At 69.2% G+C, this 20,249-nt stretch carries 21 protein-coding genes, 1 tRNA gene and 1 pseudogene; 14 read left to right on the top strand and 9 right to left on the bottom strand.

Features of this window, described 5'->3' with window-relative positions; genetic code table 11:
* Positions 1–8 precede the first annotated feature (8 nt).
* Complete coding sequence (locus tag IEY55_RS24495; protein WP_229686711.1) at positions 9–821, bottom strand: LLM class F420-dependent oxidoreductase; 813 nt, start codon at positions 819–821, stop codon at positions 9–11.
* Positions 822–919: 98 nt separating this feature from the next.
* On the opposite strand from IEY55_RS24495, the gene IEY55_RS24490 reads away from it, so the two are divergent.
* Positions 920–2,422 (top strand): alpha/beta hydrolase, encoded by a 1,503-nt coding sequence (locus IEY55_RS24490; RefSeq protein ID WP_189060898.1) that lies wholly within the window; start codon positions 920–922, stop codon positions 2,420–2,422.
* 21 nt (positions 2,423–2,443) lie between these two features.
* Entirely contained in the window at positions 2,444–2,689 is a 246-nt protein-coding gene (locus IEY55_RS24485; RefSeq protein ID WP_189060897.1) for a hypothetical protein, read from the top strand.
* Positions 2,690–2,820: 131 nt separating this feature from the next.
* Here the strand turns inward: IEY55_RS24485 and IEY55_RS33090 are convergent.
* Both IEY55_RS33090 and IEY55_RS24475 read right to left on the bottom strand, forming a co-directional pair.
* A pseudogene (locus IEY55_RS33090) lies at positions 2,821–3,228 on the bottom strand (SDR family oxidoreductase); the annotation flags it as partial.
* A gap of 15 nt (positions 3,229–3,243) precedes the next feature.
* Positions 3,244–3,426 carry a MarR family transcriptional regulator gene (locus IEY55_RS24475; RefSeq protein WP_268239352.1) on the bottom strand — a complete coding sequence of 61 codons (183 nt, stop codon included), beginning with the start codon at positions 3,424–3,426 and terminating at the stop codon, positions 3,244–3,246.
* Positions 3,427–3,807: 381 nt separating this feature from the next.
* Between IEY55_RS24475 and ctaD the strand changes: the two genes are divergently transcribed.
* Positions 3,808–5,580, top strand: a complete 1,773-nt coding sequence (gene ctaD / locus IEY55_RS24470) for an aa3-type cytochrome oxidase subunit I (RefSeq protein WP_189060911.1) — start codon at positions 3,808–3,810, stop codon at positions 5,578–5,580.
* A 25-nt stretch (positions 5,581–5,605) separates the two neighbouring features.
* On the opposite strand, the gene IEY55_RS24465 is transcribed toward ctaD, so the two are convergent.
* On the bottom strand, positions 5,606–6,178 hold the full coding sequence (locus tag IEY55_RS24465) for a TetR/AcrR family transcriptional regulator (RefSeq protein ID WP_189060895.1): 573 nt from the start codon (positions 6,176–6,178) through the stop codon (positions 5,606–5,608).
* A gap of 80 nt (positions 6,179–6,258) precedes the next feature.
* Here IEY55_RS24465 and IEY55_RS24460 point away from each other — a divergent pair, with 80 nt between their 5' ends.
* From IEY55_RS24460 to IEY55_RS24450, 4 genes are all read left to right on the top strand, one after another.
* A complete protein-coding gene (locus IEY55_RS24460) occupies positions 6,259–7,248 on the top strand; it encodes a DsbA family oxidoreductase (protein WP_189060894.1) in 990 nt (329 codons plus the stop codon).
* Positions 7,249–7,372: 124 nt separating this feature from the next.
* Entirely contained in the window at positions 7,373–7,504 is a 132-nt protein-coding gene (locus IEY55_RS32630; RefSeq protein ID WP_268239351.1) for a hypothetical protein, read from the top strand.
* A 638-nt stretch (positions 7,505–8,142) separates the two neighbouring features.
* Positions 8,143–8,703 (top strand): suppressor of fused domain protein, encoded by a 561-nt coding sequence (locus tag IEY55_RS24455; protein ID WP_189060893.1) that lies wholly within the window; start codon positions 8,143–8,145, stop codon positions 8,701–8,703.
* 12 nt (positions 8,704–8,715) lie between these two features.
* Positions 8,716–9,384 carry an endonuclease V gene (locus tag IEY55_RS24450; RefSeq protein ID WP_189060892.1) on the top strand — a complete coding sequence of 223 codons (669 nt, stop codon included), beginning with the start codon at positions 8,716–8,718 and terminating at the stop codon, positions 9,382–9,384.
* Between the two features lie 200 nt (positions 9,385–9,584).
* On the opposite strand, the gene IEY55_RS24445 is transcribed toward IEY55_RS24450, so the two are convergent.
* The gene (locus IEY55_RS24445) at positions 9,585–10,346 is read right to left on the bottom strand and encodes a MerR family transcriptional regulator (RefSeq protein ID WP_189060891.1); all 762 of its coding nucleotides are present in this window, start codon (positions 10,344–10,346) and stop codon (positions 9,585–9,587) included.
* 429 nt (positions 10,347–10,775) lie between these two features.
* Here IEY55_RS24445 and IEY55_RS24440 point away from each other — a divergent pair, with 429 nt between their 5' ends.
* From IEY55_RS24440 to IEY55_RS24430, 3 genes are all read left to right on the top strand, one after another.
* Positions 10,776–11,525 carry a DUF4190 domain-containing protein gene (locus tag IEY55_RS24440; protein WP_189060890.1) on the top strand — a complete coding sequence of 250 codons (750 nt, stop codon included), beginning with the start codon at positions 10,776–10,778 and terminating at the stop codon, positions 11,523–11,525.
* A 193-nt stretch (positions 11,526–11,718) separates the two neighbouring features.
* Positions 11,719–12,111, top strand: a complete 393-nt coding sequence (locus tag IEY55_RS24435) for a PPOX class F420-dependent oxidoreductase (protein WP_189060889.1) — start codon at positions 11,719–11,721, stop codon at positions 12,109–12,111.
* Between the two features lie 95 nt (positions 12,112–12,206).
* Positions 12,207–12,434, top strand: coding sequence for a hypothetical protein (locus IEY55_RS24430; protein ID WP_189060888.1), 228 nt, complete (start codon positions 12,207–12,209; stop codon positions 12,432–12,434).
* A 611-nt stretch (positions 12,435–13,045) separates the two neighbouring features.
* Here the strand turns inward: IEY55_RS24430 and IEY55_RS24425 are convergent.
* A tRNA-Lys gene (locus IEY55_RS24425) sits at positions 13,046–13,118 on the bottom strand.
* A 294-nt stretch (positions 13,119–13,412) separates the two neighbouring features.
* Here IEY55_RS24425 and lysA point away from each other — a divergent pair.
* Complete coding sequence (lysA, locus tag IEY55_RS24420) at positions 13,413–14,747, top strand: diaminopimelate decarboxylase (RefSeq protein ID WP_229686710.1); 1,335 nt, start codon at positions 13,413–13,415, stop codon at positions 14,745–14,747.
* A gap of 62 nt (positions 14,748–14,809) precedes the next feature.
* Here the strand turns inward: lysA and IEY55_RS24415 are convergent, their stop codons facing one another.
* Positions 14,810–15,280 (bottom strand): DUF6328 family protein, encoded by a 471-nt coding sequence (locus IEY55_RS24415; RefSeq protein ID WP_189060887.1) that lies wholly within the window; start codon positions 15,278–15,280, stop codon positions 14,810–14,812.
* A complete protein-coding gene (locus IEY55_RS24410; protein WP_229686709.1) occupies positions 15,277–16,200 on the bottom strand; it encodes a DMT family transporter in 924 nt (307 codons plus the stop codon). Before IEY55_RS24410 ends, IEY55_RS24415 begins: the two co-directional genes overlap by 4 nt.
* A gap of 89 nt (positions 16,201–16,289) precedes the next feature.
* Here IEY55_RS24410 and IEY55_RS24405 point away from each other — a divergent pair, with 89 nt between their 5' ends.
* A complete protein-coding gene (locus IEY55_RS24405; RefSeq protein WP_189060885.1) occupies positions 16,290–16,862 on the top strand; it encodes a superoxide dismutase family protein in 573 nt (190 codons plus the stop codon).
* 48 nt (positions 16,863–16,910) lie between these two features.
* On the opposite strand, the gene IEY55_RS24400 is transcribed toward IEY55_RS24405, so the two are convergent.
* The gene (locus IEY55_RS24400) at positions 16,911–17,984 is read right to left on the bottom strand and encodes a DUF3558 domain-containing protein (RefSeq protein ID WP_189060884.1); all 1,074 of its coding nucleotides are present in this window, start codon (positions 17,982–17,984) and stop codon (positions 16,911–16,913) included.
* An 83-nt stretch (positions 17,985–18,067) separates the two neighbouring features.
* On the opposite strand from IEY55_RS24400, the gene dusB reads away from it, so the two are divergent.
* The gene (dusB, locus tag IEY55_RS24395) at positions 18,068–19,228 is read left to right on the top strand and encodes a tRNA dihydrouridine synthase DusB (protein ID WP_189060883.1); all 1,161 of its coding nucleotides are present in this window, start codon (positions 18,068–18,070) and stop codon (positions 19,226–19,228) included.
* A gap of 262 nt (positions 19,229–19,490) precedes the next feature.
* Positions 19,491–19,949, top strand: coding sequence for a hypothetical protein (locus tag IEY55_RS24390; RefSeq protein WP_189060882.1), 459 nt, complete (start codon positions 19,491–19,493; stop codon positions 19,947–19,949).
* Positions 19,950–20,249 lie beyond the last annotated feature (300 nt).

The following is a 20,249-nucleotide window of genomic DNA, read 5'->3' as shown; positions in this document are numbered from 1 at the left end:
CCGCGGAGTCAGGCGATCAGAGGGGTGAGTTCATCCAAACGGCGCAGTGTTTCGTCATGTCCCTTGCTGTCCAGCAGGAACACCACGCGCCGCACACCCAGCTCGATCGCCCGCTCGGCCTCGGCCCGGTCCGCACGGTTCAACGTGACCGTCACGGGGGGCTCCGGCCGGTTTTGCTCCGCGGCGAGGGCACGCAGTTCCCGAATCCCTTCAGCGATCAGGGCGATGTCACTGGGCGGCGCCATCCAGCCGTCCGCGTAGTCGAGCAGCCTGGAGAAGGTCGTCTTCGCCCAGCCGCCCAGCAAGATCGGTGGATTCGGCCGCTGCACCGGCTTGGGCCAGGAATAGATGGGGCCGAAGTCCACGTGCTCGCCGTGGAACTCGGCCACCTCGTTACCCCAGATCTGTTTCATCGCCAGCACCCGCTCGCGCATCACCGCGAAGCGCCGGCGCGGGTCGGTGCCGTGGTTGGCGATCTCGGGCTCGTTCCAGCCGGCCCCGATCCCCAGCTCGAACCGGCCGCCCGACACGTGGTCGAGGCTGGCCACCTGTTTCGCGAGGGTGATGGGGTCCCGCTGCGGCACGAGCGCGATCCCGGTGGCCAGGCGTAGCCGGCTGGTCGTGGCGGCCGCCGCGGCGAGTGTCACGAACGGGTCGACCGTGCGGAAGTACTCGCGGGACAACGGCGTGCCGCCGGGGCCTGTGGTCCTGGCCAGGGGAATGTGCGTGTGTTCGGGAACGAACAACGACTCGAACCCGCGGGACTCGACCTCCCGGCCCAGCACACCGGGGGCGATGCTCTCGTCGGTCACGAACGACATGACTCCGTAGTCCACGTTGTTCCCAACAGCGGCAAGACGGCAGTGATTCCGCCCGCGTGACCGGGGGCTGACGGAGAGGAGCAAGTAACGTCACCGCCATGGGTGGTGCTGGACGCGCGAGGCTGCGCTGGCTCGGCGCACTGGTCGTCGCCCTGTTCCTTCTCAGTGGCTGTGACCCCGATCCTCCACCCGCGTCCTTATCCCGGACACCCTCGATCGCCTGGCGACCGTGCGGTGACGGCGTGGAGTGCGGTGAGCTCACCGCGCCGCTCGATTACGGGCATCGGGAGAAAGGCGATATTCGCCTCGCGTTGAGCCGGCGTCGTGCCGAGGATCCCAGCCAGCGACGCGGTGTTCTCCTCGTGGTTCCGGGCGGCCCCGGGGAGTCGGGAACCCAGATGGTGTCGCTGGACCGGGAACGCTTCACCCCGGGCGTGCGCAGGCACTTCGACATCATCGGAATCGATCCGCGCGGCGTGGGCGCCTCCAGCGCGGTGCATTGCCCGCGGTTGGAACAGACCGATGTCATTGCCCGCGACGACGCGGAGTTCAACACGATCCGGGCGGCCAACTCGCGGTTCGCGGAAGGCTGTGCGGCGCGCACCGGCGAGCTGCTGCGGCATCTGGACAGCCGCACCGCGGCGCGCGATCTCCAGCAGGTGCGGGAGGCGTTGGGGGAGCAGCAGGTGAGCATCTACGGCTCCTCCTACGGGACCCTGCTCGCCGGAAGTTACGCCGAGCTGGAGCCGAAGCGGGTCCGGGCCATGGTGCTCGATGGAGTGGTGGACCCCAGCGTCGGGTTGGACGTGGCGGTGGAGCGGGAGGCCGGCACGCTCGACGAGGTCTTCACCGACTTCACGACGTGGTGTGCCCGCACGACCGAATGTGCTCTGCACGGCCGGGACGTCGGCGGGCTGTGGGACTGGCTCGTCGAGCGGGCGCGGGAGGCGCCGATCCCGAGCTCGACCGGCGCCGTCGCCGATGACGAGGTGTTGTTGAGCCGGCTGTACCAGCTGCTGTACTCCTCGCGGAACTGGCCAGCGGCAGCCGGATCGATCAAGCTCGCGCTGGAGGGCGACGCCGGGGCGTTCGTCAACCGCGCCGAGCCCGACTCGGCCACCTCCGCGCCACCACCGCCCTCGCCGGCGGTGCAGCCCACCCCGGATCCCGAGTACCACCCGGAAGGCCTGCACTCGGCCGTCGTGTGTGCCGACCGGCCACCGCCGTACCTGGACCGGGAGCGGATCGACGCGCTGGCGCGGCGGGTGTCGGAACGGGCACCCCGCTTCGGCGAGTACGTCGTATGGAGCCAGTTCCGTTCCTGCGTGGGATGGCCGACCGCGGGTGGGGAGGCCAGGGGCGCTTTCCACGCCCCCGGCCTGGCCCCCGCCCTCGTGCTCGGTTCCCACGGCGACGTGGCCACGCCACTGGTCGGCGCCCGCGCCGTCACCGAGCAGCTGCCGGGCAGCTCGCTCGTGGTGCTCGACGCCGACGAGCACGGCGTATACGGCTGGACCTCGTCCTGCGTGGACAACGCGGTGGAGCGGTACCTGGCCGACGGAATCCTTCCGCCGCCCGGAACCACCTGCACGGTGTCCTGAAAAGGGGGCACCATGGGTGCGGTGGGCGCTGCCCCGCGGCCGCTCACCGTGCCTGGTCCCAACTCGTGCGAGGTGGTCAACGTGCTAGACCCCCAGCCGATCGACCCGCGCTTCCAGCAACCCGAGCCGGTGGACGACCCCGAGGAGATGGCCGACGACGGTAACCGGGTGGTGGGCGAGGTGGACCGGGACGAGTTCGACCCCGCCGAGCTGGCCGACGACGCCAACCGGGTCGTCCAGCCGGACGAGGAGGAGCTGCCGACCTGACGCCACCCGCCAGCCCACGGCGGCCCCGTCGGCGAGGATCGCGTCCAGCCGGGCGCGGGCGAACCGCAGCATGTCCGGGTGCGTGATGCAGTACAGCCGGTCCGCACCGGGTCACCATCCTGCCACGCCGTCCTCGGGTCGATCAGCCGGGTGCGGACCGGCCCGGGACAGGCAACCGTGACCTTCACCCGAGGGGCCATCGCGGCCAGTTCCTCGTGTAGCGGCTCCGACATCGCGACCACCGCGTGCTTGCTGACCGCATAGGCGCGCTGAAGGCACCGACCGTGAGGTCGACGAGGATGCGGTGTTGAGGACGTGCCCCTGCCCGGCCGCGACGAGTGCGGCGCGAAGGCGCGGATGCCGTTCACGACGCCGGCGACGTTCACCGACCAGGTCCGTCCCCAGTCCTCGGCATCGATCCACCAGCTCGGTCCCACGGCGGTGACGCCGGTGTTGTTGGCGAGCAGGTCGACCGGGCCGAGCTCGTCCAGGGTCCGCGCGGCGAGCCGCTCGACCTGCTCCGCGTCGGGCACGTCGGTGACGACAACACGTTCTCACCTCCTGGTGGCCTCGGCGAGCCGCCGTTCCCCGGCCGGCGTGAACACCGTCGGCTCCACCCGCGCGTCCCTCGGGTCCGGCTCCCGCGACACCAGGCCGACCCGCTCCAGCGGGACCAGCGCCCTGGTGACCCCGGAGGGCGTCATCCCCAGCTCGTGGGCGAGGTCGGACCGCCGGATCCGGGGGGGACTGGCTCAGCTTCCGCAGGATGAGGTAGTCGGTCAGGGCAAGGCCGTGCACGGGTTCCCAGCTCGGCGTCGAACCGCCGTGCCAGAGTGGTCTGGACGCGGAGCAGCCGGAGCAGCACATCCAGCTGGTCCGCCTCGTTTGTCGCGGGCATGGGCACCCTCCCGGGTGCCGATGTGAGGCCATGAATGTTCGGCAAGCGGTGCGGGTGGCCAACCGGTTTTCCGACGGGACCGGTGCGGGCGGATCGCGGCAGCGGGTGACCGGGGGGCGGCCGGCCGGGCGTTGTCGTACACCCGATGGTGGGTTTGCCCGGGCCGCGGCGGAGGGAGAGGATGGCACCCAGCGTCTGCGTCGCCGATCTTGGAGCCGCGATGACCACGGTGTCGCCCGTACCCGTCGTCGTCCACCCCGGTGAACACCGGCGCGCCCCGAAGGGGTCGGTGCTGCTCCGCCTGCTGCACACCACCGACCCCAAGCAGATCGGCATTCTCTACATCGTCACGTCGTTCGCCTTCTTCATGATCGGCGGCGCGATGGCGATGCTGATCCGGGGCGAGCTGGCCCGGCCGGGGCTGCAGTTCCTCTCCAACGAGCAGTACAACCAGCTGTTCACGATGCACGGCACGATCATGCTGTTGCTCTACGCGACACCGATCGTGTTCGGCTTCGCCAACTACATCCTGCCGTTGCAGATCGGCTCGCCGGACGTGGCGTTCCCGAGACTGAACGCCTTCTCCTACTGGCTGTTCCTGTTCGGTGGCACGACGGTGTTGGCCGGATTCCTCACCCCCGGCGGCGCCGCGGACTTCGGCTGGTTCGCCTACGCGCCGCTCAACGGCGCCGCGCACTCCCCCGGGGTCGGCGCGAACCTGTGGATCGTCGGCCTGATCGTCAGTGGTCTGGGCACCATCCTGGGCGCGGTCAACATGCTCACGACCATCGTGTGCCTGCGCGCGCCTGGGATGACGATGTTCCGGTTGCCGCTGTTCACCTGGAACATCCTCATCACCAGTGTGCTGGTGTTGCTGGCGTTCCCGATCCTCACCGCCGCGCTGTTCGGGCTGCTCGCCGATCGGGTGCTGGGCGCGCACGCGTTCGACCCGGCCAACGGCGGCGCGATCATGTGGCAGCACCTGTTCTGGTTCTTCGGCCACCCCGAGGTCTACATCGTCGCGCTCCCGTTCTTCGGCATCATCACCGAGATCATCCCGGTGTTCAGCCGCAAGCCCATCTTCGGTTACAAGGCACTGGTCTTCGCCACGCTGGCGATCGGCGCACTCTCGATGGTGGTGTGGGCGCACCACATGTACGCCACGGGCGCGGTGCTGTTGCCGTTCTTCGCCTTCGCCACCTTCGCGATCGCGGTTCCCACGGGCGTCAAGTTCTTCAACTGGTCGCTGACGATGTGGAAGGGGCAACTCACCTTCGAGACACCGATGCTGTGGGCCATCGGCTTCCTGCTCACCTTCCTGCTCGGAGGGTTGTCCGGGATCATCCTCGCCGCGCCCCCGCTGGACTTCCACACCACTGACACCTACTTCGTGGTGGCGCACTTCCACTACGTCCTGTTCGGCACGATCGTGTTCGCCACCTTCGGCGGAATCTACTTCTGGTTCCCGAAGATGACTGGGCGGATGCTGGACGAGCCGTTGGGCAAGCTGCACTTCTGGGCCACGTTCATCGGGTTCCACCTGACGTTCTTGGTGCAGCACTGGCTCGGTTCGGAAGGCATGCCGCGGCGTTACGCGGACTATCTGCACACCGACGGCTTCACCCTGTTGAACACGGTGTCGACGATCGGGTCGTTCGTGCTGGGTGCGGCCACTCTTCCGTTCCTGTACAACGTGTTTCGGAGCTACCGGTACGGGCAGCGGGTGGACGTCGACGACCCATGGGGCTTCGGAAACTCGTTGGAGTGGGCGACCTCCTGCCCGCCACCGAGGCACAACTTCGAGTCCCTGCCCCGAATCCGTTCCGAGCGGCCGGCGTTCGAGCTGCACTACCCGCACATGGTCGAGCGGCTGCGGGAGGAGGCGCACTTCTCAATGTGGTCCCGCTCGGAGACCGAGCGGGGAGGGCGCCCGTCGAAGGCAGCGGAGAAGGGGATGCTGCCGGAACGCTCCGATCGCAGGCCCGAGGAGTAACGCCCGCTGGCGCGGGCCAGGGCCCCTAGCGCAGACGCAGCAGAGTCCACGTGGCGTGGACGATTTCCTGTTGCGACAACGGTTCCTGCGCTTCCAGCCAGCCGGCGACGATGCCCAGGAGTGCCCCGGCGAAGTAGTCCGCGTGCACGGCGCGGGGGACACCCGACAGGCCCTGGGCCCCCGCATCCTCGAGCTGGGCGAGCACCTCGGCCGCGACCGCCTGGCGGATGCGGGCGGCGAACCGGGCGCTGCCGCTGGGGCCGAACAGCCTGCGGTAGAGCACCGCGTTGCTCTCGACGTGCGCGAAGAGATCGGTGAGGGGCTCGGGCGGCTCGTCCGGGGCGGGTTGGCCCGGTAGGGCGGGACACCGCGCCGCGGCGGCCACCAGGCCGCGTACCGCATCCTCCACCGCGTCGAGCAGCAGGTCGTCCCGGTCCCGGTAGTGCAGGTAGACGGTGGCTCGGTTGATCCCCGCCCGCTCGGCGATCTCGGCGATCGAGACGGAGTCGAGATCACGTTCGGCGGCCAGTTCCAGCACGGCGGCCCGCAACAGCCCGCGGGTGCGGCGCACCCGGGGGTCCTCGACCCGATGGTTCACCCGCCCAGGCTAGCCAAATAGACATCTGTCGTCTAGGCGACATATGTCGTACAGTGGGCGCAGAAAGGGAAGGAGGAACCGTGCGGATCGAGGTGTGGGCGGACGTCACCTGCCCGTGGTCGTTCATCGGCAAGCACTGGCTCGACCAGGCGCTCGCGCGGTGGCTGGGGGAGCCGGTCGAGGTGGTCTGGCTGCCGTTCCAGACCGACCCGACGGCGCCCGCCCAGCCGCGGCGGCTCGAGGAGGCCCTGGCCTCCCCGGAGGCGCGGGACTACGACGAGGAGTTCGGCCTGAGCCCGGCCCGCCGACGGCGGCCGGCCGACATCGCCGTCGCGGAGGGGCTCGGCGCACTGGCGCCACGGTGGCGGGTGAACACCCTCGACGTGCACCGCCTGCTGGCCGCCGCACGTGCGGAGGGCGGTCCGGGGCTCCAGGGTGAGCTGATGGACCGGCTCCTCCGCGCGCACTTCCTGGCCGGGGCGAACCTCGGGGACCACGACGTGCTCATCGACATCGCCGGTTCGGCCCGAATGCGGGGTGCCCGCGCGGTGTTGGCCGGCGACGCCTGGGCCGAGGAGGTCAACCGGGCCCTGGCCCGGGGCAGGGCCAAGGGGGTACCGGCGTCGCCGACGTTCGTCGTGGGCCGGCGGATGCTGTGGGGTGCCGCACCCGTCGAGGCATTGATCGAGTTGCTCGAGCAGCCGACCCCGACGGTCGAGGACGGGGCAGTGGCCGACTTCCGGTACGCCGAGGCGTTGCTGGACGCCCGGGATCCGCTGGGCGCATTGCGGTTGCTTCGCCCGTTGCTGGCCGAACACCGAGACCGTGCCGTGCGGGTACTGGAAGCCCGTGCCTACCTGGTGTCGGCACAGCTCCGTCGGGCCGAGCGCCTGCTCGGCGAGCTGGCCGAGCAGGACCCGACCGACGACTACGTGCGGTACCTGCTGGGCCAGGCGGTGGAACGGCAGGCCAGGGTCGGGGAGGCGCTGCGGCACCACCGGCTCGCCGCCGCGCTACGACCGGACCCGGTGTACACCGAGGCGGTCGCACGAGTCGCGGTAGCCGCCTGATATCTACTCGGACGAGTGGTTCCTGCTGGTAGAAGGGCTGCCGGGCCTGTTTCCTGGATCTACCGCCGCCTTACCCTCGCCACGCGATGAGCCAGGAGTCGCGCGGCGAGCAAGGGGGCACATGATGACCAGCCCGGACTTCCCAGACGAAGGCACCGAGAGCCTGGACATCCCCGACGACGGTTCCGGGGGTGTTGACGAGTTCGAAGAGTTCGACGAACTGGACCTCACCGACCTGGAGGACGAGGAAACCTGACCCGCCAGCATGCGCATGCGGTGGCCCCCGGATCGTCACCCGGGGGCCACCGCGCGCGTGGTGCCTGTGGTGCTGTTTCGGGAGGGCGGGTCGGGGCCCGCGGTTCTTCCCCTCCCCGCGGGCGCCGACCCGGACATGATCCTAGCACAGATTCGAACACATGTTCGATATCCTGCAAGGGGTGTGTCGTACCCCCTCGCGAGCCTGTTGTGGCCCGGGCGTGGCCGGCGGTGACGTGACGACTGGGCGACGGGCCCCGTGCTGCCTGCAACACGTCTCACGTCGTCAGCTTCGCGGCGCCCGGGTCCCCGGCATGAGCGCCGAGCTGGACGCGCCCCGGCTGCGGGTGTCACGTCGACATCCATCGCATCCGGATCAAGGCGTGCCCGGGTCGCTGAATCAGGGCGCGAACGGCGACGAGCAAGGGCACCAGTGGCAGCGGTGGCCGTCTGATTGCTGCGGGCCACAAGGCGTAACGACCGGAGAGAGGCGCGAAATCCTGTTGGGCCGACGATGGGTGAGTCGTTGTCGCAACTGCTCGTTGTGGGCGACCCGGCACCGGGGTCTGCCACCGGCGGTGGGCCGTGACGGCGAGAATGGGCGTTTGCCAAAAGCATCAGACGGCCCAGGGAGCACGGATGGCTGAGGAGTACGACAGGCTCACCGAGCACATCGAGCTGCACCTCGGCCCGATCATCGGAAACGAGCCGCCGGCCATGGCGGGCAGTACGAGCGGCTACTCCCTGAACATCTGCCAGCACAACGAGTACGACATGGTTTCGGTCGTCAGCGACGGCATCCGGTACCGCTGGGTCGGATCGCAGCTGCCCGAGGAGTTCGTCTGCACCCTGCAGGGCGCGCAGCGGGAGACCGCACGGTTCTTGGTCAACGTGATCTGCGAGATGGTCGTGCGCAGCAACCAGGGTCTGGAGTACGACCAGGCGGTGGAGAACGCGCAGCCGTTGGTTCCCGACACCGCGATCCACGGGGTGCTCGCCTCACCACATCCCTACCTGAGCACGGACTTCGATCTCAGCCTCGACCCGTACGGCCGGCCGCGCGTCCAGCTCCTCACACTGGTACCGATCACCTTGGCCGAGGCGCAGTACATCCAGCAGTACGGAGCCGATGCGTTGCGCCGCATATGGGAGGCGGAGGAAACGGATCTGCTCGACGTGTATCGACGTTCGGCGATCTGACGGGACCCGCTGATGCGCCTGCACCATCTGCACGAGTGGCCGATGACCGTCGACGAGGCCGAAGCCGTCCAGGAACGGTTGCGGGGGCTGGTGAAGGTCGGCGGCACGATCCCACGTCCACGCACGGTGGCGGGACTGGATGTGGCCTACGAGGAGGACAGCGGGCGCCTTGCCGCGGCGATCAGCGTGCTCGACGCCGAAACCCTGGACCAGGTGGACGAGTCCATCTTGACAGGCTCGACAGATTTCCCTTATGTCACAGGTCTTTTCGCGTTTCGCGAACTGCCGTCGTTGATTCGCGCGTTGCAGGAGTTGCGTACCAGGCCGGACCTGCTTGTCGTGGATGGGCACGGTTTGGCGCATCCACGGCGGTTCGGCCTGGCCTGCCACGTGGGCGTGTTGACGGACCTGCCGTGCATCGGGGTGGCGAAGACGTCACTCGGCCGGTACGAGCCGCCCGGGCCGGCGCGTGGGGACTGGACTCCGCTCCGAATCGGCGAGGACGTCGTGGGTCGCGCGCTGCGGACGCAGGACGAGGTGAAGCCGGTTTTCGTCTCGGTGGGACACAAGCTGGACCTGGAGGTGGCGGCCCGGCTCACGCTCTGGCTCTCGCCCCGGTACCGGCTGCCGGAGACGACCCGACACGCCGACCACCTCGCACGAGCCGCGTTGGCCGGCTGACCGCCTGGGAGGATCCGCGGCTCCTACCCAGGCCGCCGGCTCGGCCGCCCAACCTGCGTGCAGGGTCGAGCGACCGACTGACCTACTTGGATGGCGCGGCGATCAACGCCTCAGCCATCCGCAGGATCGAGCCGCTAGCACTCGGGCCGCTAGCACGGCCGAGTCGTGGGCTCAGTGACCCCGTTGACCGGGTCGGGCCCTCAGCTCAGCCGGGCTCGTGCGTACGCGGCCATCGCGTCCCCCACGAAATCGGCGAGCCCCGGACGCAGGTCCTCGAACTGGGACCGGAAGTCGGGGTACTCGGCGTACAGCCGGCCGAGCCCCGTGTAGGACTCCCGGTTGGGTGTCCAGGCCCTACAGAGCCACCGGTAGTGCTCGTCGACCGCGTCCAGCGTGCGCCGGTCGTCGACGGAGGCGCCTTCGGCGGCGACGTCGCGGAAGTTCTCGATGATCCGCTTCCATCCCGCCGTGAAATCCGTTGCGTCCTCCTTGGTCCACGTCGACATCCCGCGCTTGCTCTCGGCGATCTTCGCCTCGATGCACTCGCCGAACCGCTCGACCAGCTCGGCCTCGTATCGAGCCTGCCGGTCGGCGTCGAAACCCTCGAACAGCTCCTGCGGTTGCACCGTGTCACCTCCTTCCAGCTGCTCGATCGTGCGGGCGACGGTCTGGGCGAGCGCGCCGAACCGCTCCCGCTCGGCCTGTAGCCACTCATGGTGCTTGCGCAGCACCGTGACGCTGTCGTGGCGGCCGGAGAGGATCTCGGCTATCGCCTCCAGGCCCAGGCCGAGCTCGCGGAACAACATGATCTGCTGCAGGCGCAGCAGCTGTTCCTGCTCGTAGTAGCGGTATCCGTTGCTGCCGACATAGGCCGGCGGCAGCAGCCCGATGGCGTCGTAGTGCCGCAGCGTCCGGGATGTCACCTTCGACATCCGCGCCACCTGGGCGATCGACCACGCCATCGCGAACCACCTCCCGTTCCTGCCCGCACGAACCGGTCCGTCCGACCCGACAACCACGGTAGAAGTTGACGCTACGTCAAGGTCAAGCGGTCAATCCGGACACGTAAGGGTGCTGATCGTCACGCGGAGCTTTCCGAGCAGAGGGAGCCGGGACCCGCCGCCCAGGCGGGCGGAGAAAAGGCAAACACTCTCAGCCATCTTCACCCATCGAAACTGACTATCCACCCGTTTGGACCAGAATCAGTGAACGAAAGAATCTAACCACACAAAACCACCGTCATTTTTCCGTCACACCTCCATCACGAAATCGACAGTGGCAACCTTTCACCGGCCGGATAGGCAAGGCTTGCGTCCTCCCTTCCATGCCACAGCCGCAAGACTCGAAATTTGTTCAGAGAGGGCACCGTGACACTTCCTACCTCTGAGCCAATGCCGCCCCAGGCTCCGCCGCGGAACGGCCTTGGCATCGCCTCGCTCATTCTCGGACTCATCGGATTGGTCCTGGCTCTGACGCCGCTGACCGGCTGGCTCGCGATCATCGCCGGGGTCACCGGCCTGATTCTGGGCCTGGCCGGTCGTGCACGCGTCCGGCGAGGCCACGCCACGAACAGCAAGGTCGCGCTCTCCGGCGTCATTCTTTCGGCGTTGGCCATCGTCGTAGGCATCCTTGGAATGGTGCTGTTTTTCAAAGCCGTCGACGAACTCGGTAAAGGTCCGTCATCCACGGTGGGTGGGGAAACCAAGCCTGGTAAGGTCGACGATGGCGGTATCGCCACAGCAGCAGCTGGAACACCGATCAACGTCAGCGCGGGACTGGGCAACGAGCTCACTGTGAACGTGTCGCAGATCAACCCCAACGCCAACGTTGGGAGCCAGTTCGAGAACCCCCAGCGCGGCGCGTACCTCACGGCACATGTCGACGCGACTGTCACCAAGACCAGTGGCAGCCACCATGTCAGCAGCGCTGACTTCCGACTTGTCCACGGTGACGGCACCGTCAGCGAGACCACCTTCGTCTCCGGGTTGGAGGGCAAGCGACTCGACGGCGCCAACCTGGCCGTCGGCCAGAAGACGGACGGCTGGATCGTCTTCGACGTCGACCCCGCCAAGCTCGAAGGTGCAAAGATCCAAATGAACGGCATCGGTGGTAAGCCCGCCGCGTTCTGGACGATCAACTGACAAGGCTGGTGGTGGGGCCGACCGCTCGTGCTGGTTGGCCCCACCACCGGCGGCGCGCGGGGCTCGGTCGTTCCTTCGGCTCCGCTCGTCGGGGGCGTCCCTCTGCCCTTCTCCTGCCGTTTCTCCTTTTCTTCGAAGTGGGCAGGTCGTAGGTACCCAGCGAGTTCCCGAACCTGGTCGTACGCTCGGAACCATGTCTGTGACGCTCTCGCCGAAGGCCCAGCGGCTGATTGATGGCATCAACTTCGCAACGCTGGCGACGCTCAACGTGGACGGCAGCCCGCACACCAGCGTGGTGTGGGTCGGACGGGACGGCGACGACCTGCTGTTCTCCACGGTCGTCGGACGGAAGAAGGAACGGAACCTGCGCCGTGACCCGCGGGTGAGCGTCAGCCTGTTCGACCGGGAGAATCCCTACCACTACATCGAGGTGCGCGGTCAGGTCAGTCTCACCACCGAAGGCGGACGCGAGCTGATCAACAAGTTGTCGCGCAAGTACACCGGCGGCGACTACACCGCGGACGGGCCGGACGACGTCCGCGTGGTCATCCGCCTCACCCCGAACCACGTCACCGGTATGGGCTGACCGCCTGCGTCCATCGGAACAGGCCAAGGGAATTGCGCAGTCCCTACCCCGGCAAACCGGGCCCGCCGCACCGTATCGGCAATCTACGATCGCGTGTGGGTACCGAGCGCTCCAACGTGGAGTTTGCCGCGCACGTGGAACGGATGCGCGAGGAGATCCCCGCGTACCGTCCTACCGGACGGGACTCCGTCTGGAGCCGTCCTTCGCTGCGCGACTCCTTGCGGCGCGGGAACCCCAAGCGGCCCATGGTTCTTGCCGGCCTGATCGTGTTGGCGGCCACCCTCGTCCTCTTCGTGGTGGCCGTTCTCCTTGTCGCGCCCTGACACGAACGCATCGCTCCCGCCGTTGCCGCTCCGGAGAAGGATCGAACGCTAGGCGGGCTCTTGATGGCAGGGAACAGGAAAAATTCGCCCAGCCATACTCTCCCAACGCCGTCCACAGGCGGCAGAGCCGGACGATAGTTACGGAGATCTACTGTTCCATACGACGCCTGGCAATTCGTGCCAGGCTGCGTTCGACAAGGCCGTCTGTAGCTGTTCGGTGGTCGCGCCAGTGGGGTCCGCGGTTGGCCGTGGAGGTACAGGCGCTCCATCTTTGCTCCGCGAGGGAGACAGCGCTGCGTCCGCTTCCGTTGAGCTGCTCGCGCCGCACCAGTCCCGATCGCGGCATTCGTCGTTCTGCGGTAGGGCCTGATCGCGCTGGTGACGCTCGTGGCCGGTGTCGTTGCTGTGCTGTCACGCCGACCGTGGTGACCGCGCGCTCGCCGTCCTCAGCCTGTTACGCGCCGGCCCCGGCCGACCACAGCCGGCCCGCACCAGCAAGAGCCGCCAGAAGCCGGCTCGCCGCAACCTCACGCCCCGGCCGCGAGATCCGGCACAGGCCTCTTGACCAGCCCGGGTCTCGCCGTGTCCGGTTCGCGTACTTACACAGTCGGTGGGCCGCGTGGGACTCGAACCCACAACCCGCGGATTAAAAGTCCGCTGCTCTGCCAATTGAGCTAGCGGCCCGGGCACAAGGCTAGACGACGATGGGCGGCCGGTGGTGTGGTCCTGACAGATGAGCCTGATCGTCCTGATCACTCCCGCTCCGACCAGCGGAAACGTGCCCCGGGACGCATCCGGGCGTGTCGGCCTGCCTGATCTGGCCGAAGCGGCCGAACGGCCCCGTGGCCCCGGTCACGCGCGTGTTACCAGGCCGTAAACATGGCGGCCGAGGGCGTCATGACTGCGTCCGAACCCCCGGACTCCCGCACCGGAGCGGGGTTCTGTGGGCGGTGTCCAGAGCCCCACCGGGAGGAAACGGTGACACTGGCAGAGCTCCTACCCACCATGCGGAGCATGGTCCAGGCCCGACTGGAGTCGCGCGTCTGGCCCACCGGAACCACTGTCGACGCGCACGGCGACCTGCGGGTCGGCGACCTGCGGGTGGCGGAGCTGGCCAACCGCTTCGGCACCCCACTGCAGCTGCTGGACACCACCGACGTGCGACGCCGCTGCCGCGCCTACCGCGCCGCCCTGCCCCACGCCGAGGTCGCCTACGCCAGCAAGGCCTTCCTGTGCCGCGCGATGGCCCGCCTGGTCGCCGACGAGGGCCTGTCCCTGGACGTCTGTTCCGCGGGCGAGCTGGCGGTCGCGCGCTCGGTCGGCTTCCCCGCCGAGCGGATCCTGCTGCACGGCAACGCCAAGACCCCCGAGGACCTCAAGGCTGCACTGGCCCTGCACGTCGGCCGCATCGTGATCGACTCCCTGGACGAGATCGACCAGCTCGGCGCACTGGTCCGCGACCGCCAGCGGGTGCTGGTCCGGGTGGCGCCCGGCGTGGACGGCCAGACGCACGCCTCGATCACCACCGGCACCGACGACCAGAAGTTCGGCTTCCCGCTGAGCACGGGCGCCGCAGCCGAGGCGGTGCGACGGGTGCTGGCCGAGCCGAGCTTGGGCCTGGTCGGTCTGCACGGTCACATCGGCTCCCAGATCCGCAAGGTCGCCAGCTTCGAGGAGGCCACCCGCCGGCTGATCGGCCTGATGGCCCGCATCCGCGACGAGCATGGTGTGGAGCTGCCCGAGCTCAACATCGGCGGCGGCCACGCGGTCCCGCAGCTTCCCGGCGACGAGGAGTTCGATCTCGCCGGCTTCGCCAACCGCATCGAGGTCGCGGTCCACGACGAGTGCCACCGCCACGGCCTACGCGTCCCGCGGCTGACGATCGAGCCCGGCCGCGCCCTGGTCGCCACCGCCGGCGTCACCGTCTACCGCGTCACCGCGGTCAAGAACACGACCCGCCGCTGGGTCGCGGTCGACGGCGGCATGAGCGACAACCCCCGCCCGGCCCTCTACGGCGCCCAGTACGCGGTGCGACTGATCGGCCGCCCCCACACGTTCCCGACGCAGCCGGCCACCGTCGTCGGCCGGCACTGCGAGTCGGGCGACGTCCTCGCGCGCGAGGTGCCGCTCCCCCACGACCTGCGGGCCGGCGACCTCCTGGCCGTGCCCTGCACCGGCGCCTACCACCACTCGCTGGCCTCGAACTACAACATGGTCGGCCGCCCGCCGGTGCTGGCCGTGGAGGGCGGCGTGGCCAGGCTGCTGGTGCGCCGTGAGACCGAGGAGGACCTGCTCCGCCGCGACGTGGGCTGAGCCCTGGGGCTAACCGCCGAACCGGCCGGCCAGCCCCCAAGGCAGCGACGACGGCGGCCCAGCTAGTCGTGGGGCCTGCGGTGCAGCCGGAGCCGGAGCGGCAGGAGGAACCACAGCAGCCCGAACGCCGCCCCCACCAGCACGGCGAGCAGCGCGGCCACCCAGCCGCCGAGGATGACGTCGGCCACCAGGAGCACGGTGCCGGTCATGGCGGCGGCCAGCAGCGCGAGCCCGGACACGGCGAAGCCGTTGGCCGCCCGGAGGATCTCCTGCCGCCGGCCGTAGCGGAACAGCAGCCGGTGCCACGCCGCGGGCGTGATCAGCAGCACCGTGGAACCGGTCGCGAGCAGCACGGTCACGAGGTGGGTACCGCGCTGGAAGGCGGTGGCCTCCCGGAAGGCTTCGGTGAAGGTCACCGCGAGCAGGAACGCAAACAGGATCTGCACCCCGGCCACCGCCACGCGCAGCTCCTGCAGGAGCTCGTTGAGGTTGCGCGCGAGCCGCTGGTGCACATCCGGCTCGGGAGTGCTCACCGTGCCGCCACCTCCTCACCCCGCTCGACGACCACGGATACCCGTCGCACCCGCTCGTGCCACCCCAGCGCGGTGACCGAGGCCACCACCAGCCCGAATCCCAGCCACTGCGTGGCGGTGAGCCGGGTGCCGAGCAGCCCGACACCGATCAACGCCGCCGTCGCCGGGAACGCCAGCTCTGCCAGTGTGGCGCGCGCCACCGGAGTCGCGCGAAGTCCCCAGTAGTAGACGCTGAGCGCGAGCAGGCCCGGCACCAGCGCCAGCAACGCCAGGCCGACGACGTTGTCCCAACCCACGGCGACCGGCGCGCCCTGCCCCCACACCACGAGCGCGGCCGCTGGGAGGCCGAAGGCGAACCGCAGCACGGTCACGTCCCGTGCCGCGAGCCGCTTGCTTACCAGCCTCCCCAGCACGGTGCCCGCCGCCCACAGCGCGGCGGCGCCGATGGCCAGCAGCGCGGCCTGCACCGCCGCGACACGCACCCGGAGCGGGTCGGGGAAGGTCAGCAACCATGCCCCGGCCAGCGCGGGAAGCGCGAACGCCAGATAACCGACGCGAATCCGCTCCCCGAGCAACACGAAGGCCGCCAGCACCGCGAACATCGGCTGCAACTTCTGCAGCACCAGCGGTGTCACCGGATCACCGACCCGAAACGCGGCGGTGAACAACGCCGTCGCCACCGCGGAGGAGCCGGCACCGATGGTGACCATGGCCACACGTTCCCGCACCGAGCACCGTTGTAACGCACGCCACGCCGCGGGGAGCCACGGCAGGAGGAGCGCGAGAACAATCACGTGCTCCCAGAGGACAACGGTCGCGGGCGGCAAGGCGTCGGCGAGCGGCTTGCGGAGCAGGCCATCCGTTCCCCATAACGCTGCCGCGCCGGCCACGAGCCAGGTGCGGTCCCGGGTGAAATTCACCCAATCAAGGTAGATCGCGCTACGCACAACGGAAAAACCTGTCATTCGGGCTCTGCACCGGGTACAGATCTGGACCAGAGTAGGGAGACATGAACCGATCTCTCCTCACGGCGACATTGCTCGGGGCGCTCACGCTCGCGACCGCCGTGCCCGCCGCAGCTTCCCCCACCACGAAGCCCGGTTACGCCACCGCGACCACAGGGACGTTCACCGAGTACGGAAGGCACTCCAACGCCATCACGTACAACTCCTCGCTCGTACCCGAAGGCTCGAACGCCGCCGTGGCCGCGGTGTACCCGTCGGACAGCAGCTACGTGCTCCTTGCTGTCCACGGGCTCGTACCGAACCGCTCCTACGGGGCGCACGCCCATGTCAACTCCTGCGGGGCGTCCGGCGCCAATGCGGGACCGCACTACCAGAACGTCGTCGACCCCAAGCCTGGAACGTCGACCGACCCGGACTATGCGAACCCGCGCAACGAGATCTGGCTCGACTTCACCACCGACGCACAGGGCAACGCGGTCGTCTCGACGAACGTCGCGTGGCATTTCCGTGAAGGCGGAGCAAAGTCGGTGGTGATCCACGAGCACCACACGGCCACCGCGCCCGGGGAGGCCGGAGGCGCCGGTTCCCGGCTTGCCTGCATCAACATGCCGTTCTGAATGGACTTGTCTCCATCGCCTCATCCACAGTAGACGATCTACGTGGAATCAGCCGGCCAGCAGCCGGCTGGTGACCTCCTCGGCGTAGGCCCACGGGTCCACCGGCGCGTTCCGGCTGACCTGGGTGTGCAACACGCCGGGTGCGTCGTCGCGGAGCTGAACCCGGGCGTCCCCGTGCGGTCCGACCGCCGCGGGACGCCCGGAGATCAGCTCCGTGGCGTCTTCCAGGGGGCTGAAGTGGTTGATGTAGGTGTAGACGTTCCAGCGGTCGGTGCCCAGGATGCACCGGCCGATGTCGGTCACGGTCACCTTCGCCTCGTTGGCGTGCTCTCCGAGTAGTTCCCGGGCGAGGGTGCACAGTTGCATGCCCTGGTGCGGCAACGGCATGTCCACGATCCGTCCCTTCCGCACCAGCGGCATCTCGGTGAACGGGATCTCCCCGTTGGCCTTCCGGTCGGGCACGGCGAACGTGGGGCCCTGCGGGGTGACCGCGGGCACCACCTCCTCGGCGACCTCGACCATCACCTCGTGAGTCGGCCGATGCTCGCTCCCGTACTCCTCGGCGGTCACCGAGATCGTCAACGTCGGACGGATCGAGTTCACGTAGTTGTGCAGCACCTCCTCCGACTCGGCAGCTGGGGTCAGCGCCACCGCGGCCGCGCTGATTCCCTTGCCATCCGGCGTCACCACGGCTCTGGCCCGGCGCCCGCCGAGATCACCGGTGCGCTCCTCGGTACCGCTGAGGTTGATGACGCCGGCGTGGTAGAGCCCGCCGGTCGTGTCCAACCGCACCCGCAGACCACCGCCACGCACCTCGCAGCCGAACGTGTCGTGCACCTGGCGGGTCACGTCGCCGCCGAGGAGATCGGCCCACTTGTCCTCGTCGATCGCCTGGCAGAGCACCTGGCGGGTGGTCTCCCGGGGCAGGAAGGCGATCGACTCCCCGGCCGGCATGGGCACGGGGCGCAATGGCAGCAGCCGGCGGCCGGGAGGCTCGAGGGGGGTGGTGGCCGGCGGCTCGACCGCGGCGGCGGGGAGCCCGGCGACCGGCTTGTCGCAGCCGGCCAGCAGGGTGGCGAAGCCGAGGGCCATGGCGGCGACCGTACGTGACGTCCGGCTCATGGCACCCCCTTTGGTCCCGGCATCCTGGCAGCTCACACCCGACACGGGTGGGTGATATCCGGGTGTCGGGGACAATGGGAGCGATGCTCAGCACCACCTCAGCCCCGGCCACCCGCACCGCGCCACTACGGATCGGCCCCTACCAGGTCGACCCGGCGGTCGTGCTCGCCCCGATGGCCGGCATCACCAACCTGGCCTTCCGGCAGCTCTGCCGGGAGTTCGGTAGCCGCACCTCGCTCTACGTCTGCGAAATGATCACTTCGCGGGCCGTGGTCGAACGCGACCCGAAAACCATGCGAATGATCGCCTTCGGCGAGGGTGAGCACCCCCGGTCCATGCAGCTGTACGGGGTCGCTCCGAAGACCATGGGCGCGGCGGTGCGGATGATCGTCGACGAGGGACTCGCCGATCACATCGACACCAACTTCGGTTGCCCTGTGCCGAAAATCACCCGCAAGGGCGGCGGGGCCGCGCTGCCCTACAAGCGGAGGTTGTTCGGCGCCATCGTGCGCGAGATGGTGCGCGCGGCCGAGCCGGCGGGTATTCCGGTGACGGTCAAGTTCCGTATCGGCATTGACGACGACCATCGCACGTATCTGGACGCGGGCCGGATCGCCGAAGCCGAGGGCGCCGCCGCGGTCGCCCTGCACGGACGCACCGCCGCACAGCGGTACTCCGGCCAGGCGGACTGGCCCGCGATCGCGCGCCTGAAGGAAGCCGTCACCACGATCCCGGTGCTGGGCAATGGCGACATCTTCGCCGCCGAGGACGCGCTGCGGATGGTGCGCGAGACAGGATGCGACGGTGTCGTGGTGGGCCGGGGCTGCCTGGGCCGGCCATGGCTGTTCCGCGACCTGCAGGCCGCGTTCGCCGGCGAGCCGGTCCCACCCGGACCGCCACTGGGCGAGGTGGCCCGGGTGCTGCGCCGCCACGCCGAGCTGCTCATCGCGCACCTGGGCCCGGAGAAGGGCATCCGCGACCTGCGCAAGCACATGGCCTGGTACCTGCGGGGCTTCCCGGTGGGCTCGGAGCTGCGGCAGCACTTCGGCCTGGTCAGCGGTCTGGTGGAGCTGGACGACCTGCTCGCCGAGCTGGACCACGACGCGCCCTTCCCGCCCGACGCCGAAGGGCCGCGCGGCCGGCAGGGCTCGCCAGGCCGGGTGGTGTTGCCGGAGGGCTGGCTGGACGACCCCGAGGACGAGACGGTGCCGGCCGGCGCGGAGCTGGACCACTCCGGCGGCTGATGCCCGGCCGACCACGAACGCTGGGCCGGTGTCCCGGCGGCAACGACGGGTGTGCGCCGACAGGCTCACCGCCCGAGTCCGGGTGAGGATGGCGGCTACCGGACGGGATCCTTGCCCAGCAGTGACGAGGCGGGCGCCAACCGCCGGGACCCCATCGTCGGGACCCAGCGGAAAGGGCTCTGTCGACGGGACTCCGCGCACACCCGACGCTGCGGCGAGATGCCGTGCGGACGTCGTGACAAGACTGTGAAAAGACAGGGTGATGGTATTGGTGGTGCGGGCGAAACGGCTGGTTCTCCTGCTTGCGTCCAGCCTCGCCCTCACCGCGTGCACGGTGGCCGGGACCCCGCGGCCCGCCGGGCTCAGCGAGGCGGATCGCCAGCTCGTCACGCGGTACTTCGCGGAGGTCAACGACGCGGCGGCGCTGGGCAGCGCCGCGCAGGCCGAGTTCTTCCGCCGCACGCAACACCCCGACTTCATCGACCGAATGTGCGACCTGCGCGGGCTCACGGTCCAGATGCGACCGGCGATGTCGACCGCGCGACCCGACCCGACGTGGCGGCCACCTGGGGCCTGGAGACCGCCGCGTGGCGCCGTGCACGTCGTGGCCGCGGCCCTCTCCGCCCACCGGGGCGATACCACGCTCAGTAACCAGATCGGGTCAAAACACGTCGTGATCCTCGATGGAGCGACGTACGGATTCGCCCCGTGCCCGGACTGAGCACCGCCGGCCACCGGCACCGTCCGAACCGGACCCCGATGGGTAACCCAGACTCGTCATCGTGGCCGAATCGGCCTCGTGATCCTTGACACATCAGAAGAGTGGCGGTGACCGTGGTCACGGGGGAGCTGGTCCGAGTGGGTGGGTTCGACCGAAACCGCTTGGCCGCCCAACCGGGCACCGGTACACAAACCAAGGTTGAGACAGATCACTCTCCGTCACCGTTTTGGAGCAGCGGGACGTCAACCGGTCGAGGGAAATCCGGCACGCCCGCGTGCCGCTGTCTCAAGCGAGGAGTCT

The organism is Longimycelium tulufanense (genome assembly GCF_014645795.1).
Lineage (GTDB): Bacteria > Actinomycetota > Actinomycetes > Mycobacteriales > Pseudonocardiaceae > Longimycelium > Longimycelium tulufanense.
This window is presented reverse-complemented; position numbering and strand designations above follow the sequence as displayed.

What these genes read in the sequence shown, in the direction of transcription:
- IEY55_RS24405 (WP_189060885.1), top strand. Translation starts at nt 16,290, where the DNA reads ATGAACCGATCTCTCCTCACGGCGACATTGCTCGGGGCGCTCACGCTC.
- IEY55_RS24435 (WP_189060889.1), top strand. Translation starts at nt 11,719, where the DNA reads ATGTCTGTGACGCTCTCGCCGAAGGCCCAGCGGCTGATTGATGGCATC.
- IEY55_RS24440 (WP_189060890.1), top strand. Translation starts at nt 10,776, where the DNA reads ATGCCGCCCCAGGCTCCGCCGCGGAACGGCCTTGGCATCGCCTCGCTC.
- IEY55_RS24390 (WP_189060882.1), top strand. Translation starts at nt 19,491, where the DNA reads ATGGTATTGGTGGTGCGGGCGAAACGGCTGGTTCTCCTGCTTGCGTCC.
- ctaD (WP_189060911.1), top strand. Translation starts at nt 3,808, where the DNA reads ATGACCACGGTGTCGCCCGTACCCGTCGTCGTCCACCCCGGTGAACAC.
- IEY55_RS24445 (WP_189060891.1), bottom strand. Translation starts at nt 10,346, where the DNA reads ATGGCGTGGTCGATCGCCCAGGTGGCGCGGATGTCGAAGGTGACATCC.
- IEY55_RS24455 (WP_189060893.1), top strand. Translation starts at nt 8,143, where the DNA reads ATGGCTGAGGAGTACGACAGGCTCACCGAGCACATCGAGCTGCACCTC.
- IEY55_RS32630 (WP_268239351.1), top strand. Translation starts at nt 7,373, where the DNA reads ATGACCAGCCCGGACTTCCCAGACGAAGGCACCGAGAGCCTGGACATC.
- dusB (WP_189060883.1), top strand. Translation starts at nt 18,068, where the DNA reads ATGCTCAGCACCACCTCAGCCCCGGCCACCCGCACCGCGCCACTACGG.
- IEY55_RS24450 (WP_189060892.1), top strand. Translation starts at nt 8,716, where the DNA reads ATGCGCCTGCACCATCTGCACGAGTGGCCGATGACCGTCGACGAGGCC.
- IEY55_RS24490 (WP_189060898.1), top strand. Translation starts at nt 920, where the DNA reads ATGGGTGGTGCTGGACGCGCGAGGCTGCGCTGGCTCGGCGCACTGGTC.
- IEY55_RS24400 (WP_189060884.1), bottom strand. Translation starts at nt 17,984, where the DNA reads ATGAGCCGGACGTCACGTACGGTCGCCGCCATGGCCCTCGGCTTCGCC.
- IEY55_RS24495 (WP_229686711.1), bottom strand. Translation starts at nt 821, where the DNA reads ATGTCGTTCGTGACCGACGAGAGCATCGCCCCCGGTGTGCTGGGCCGG.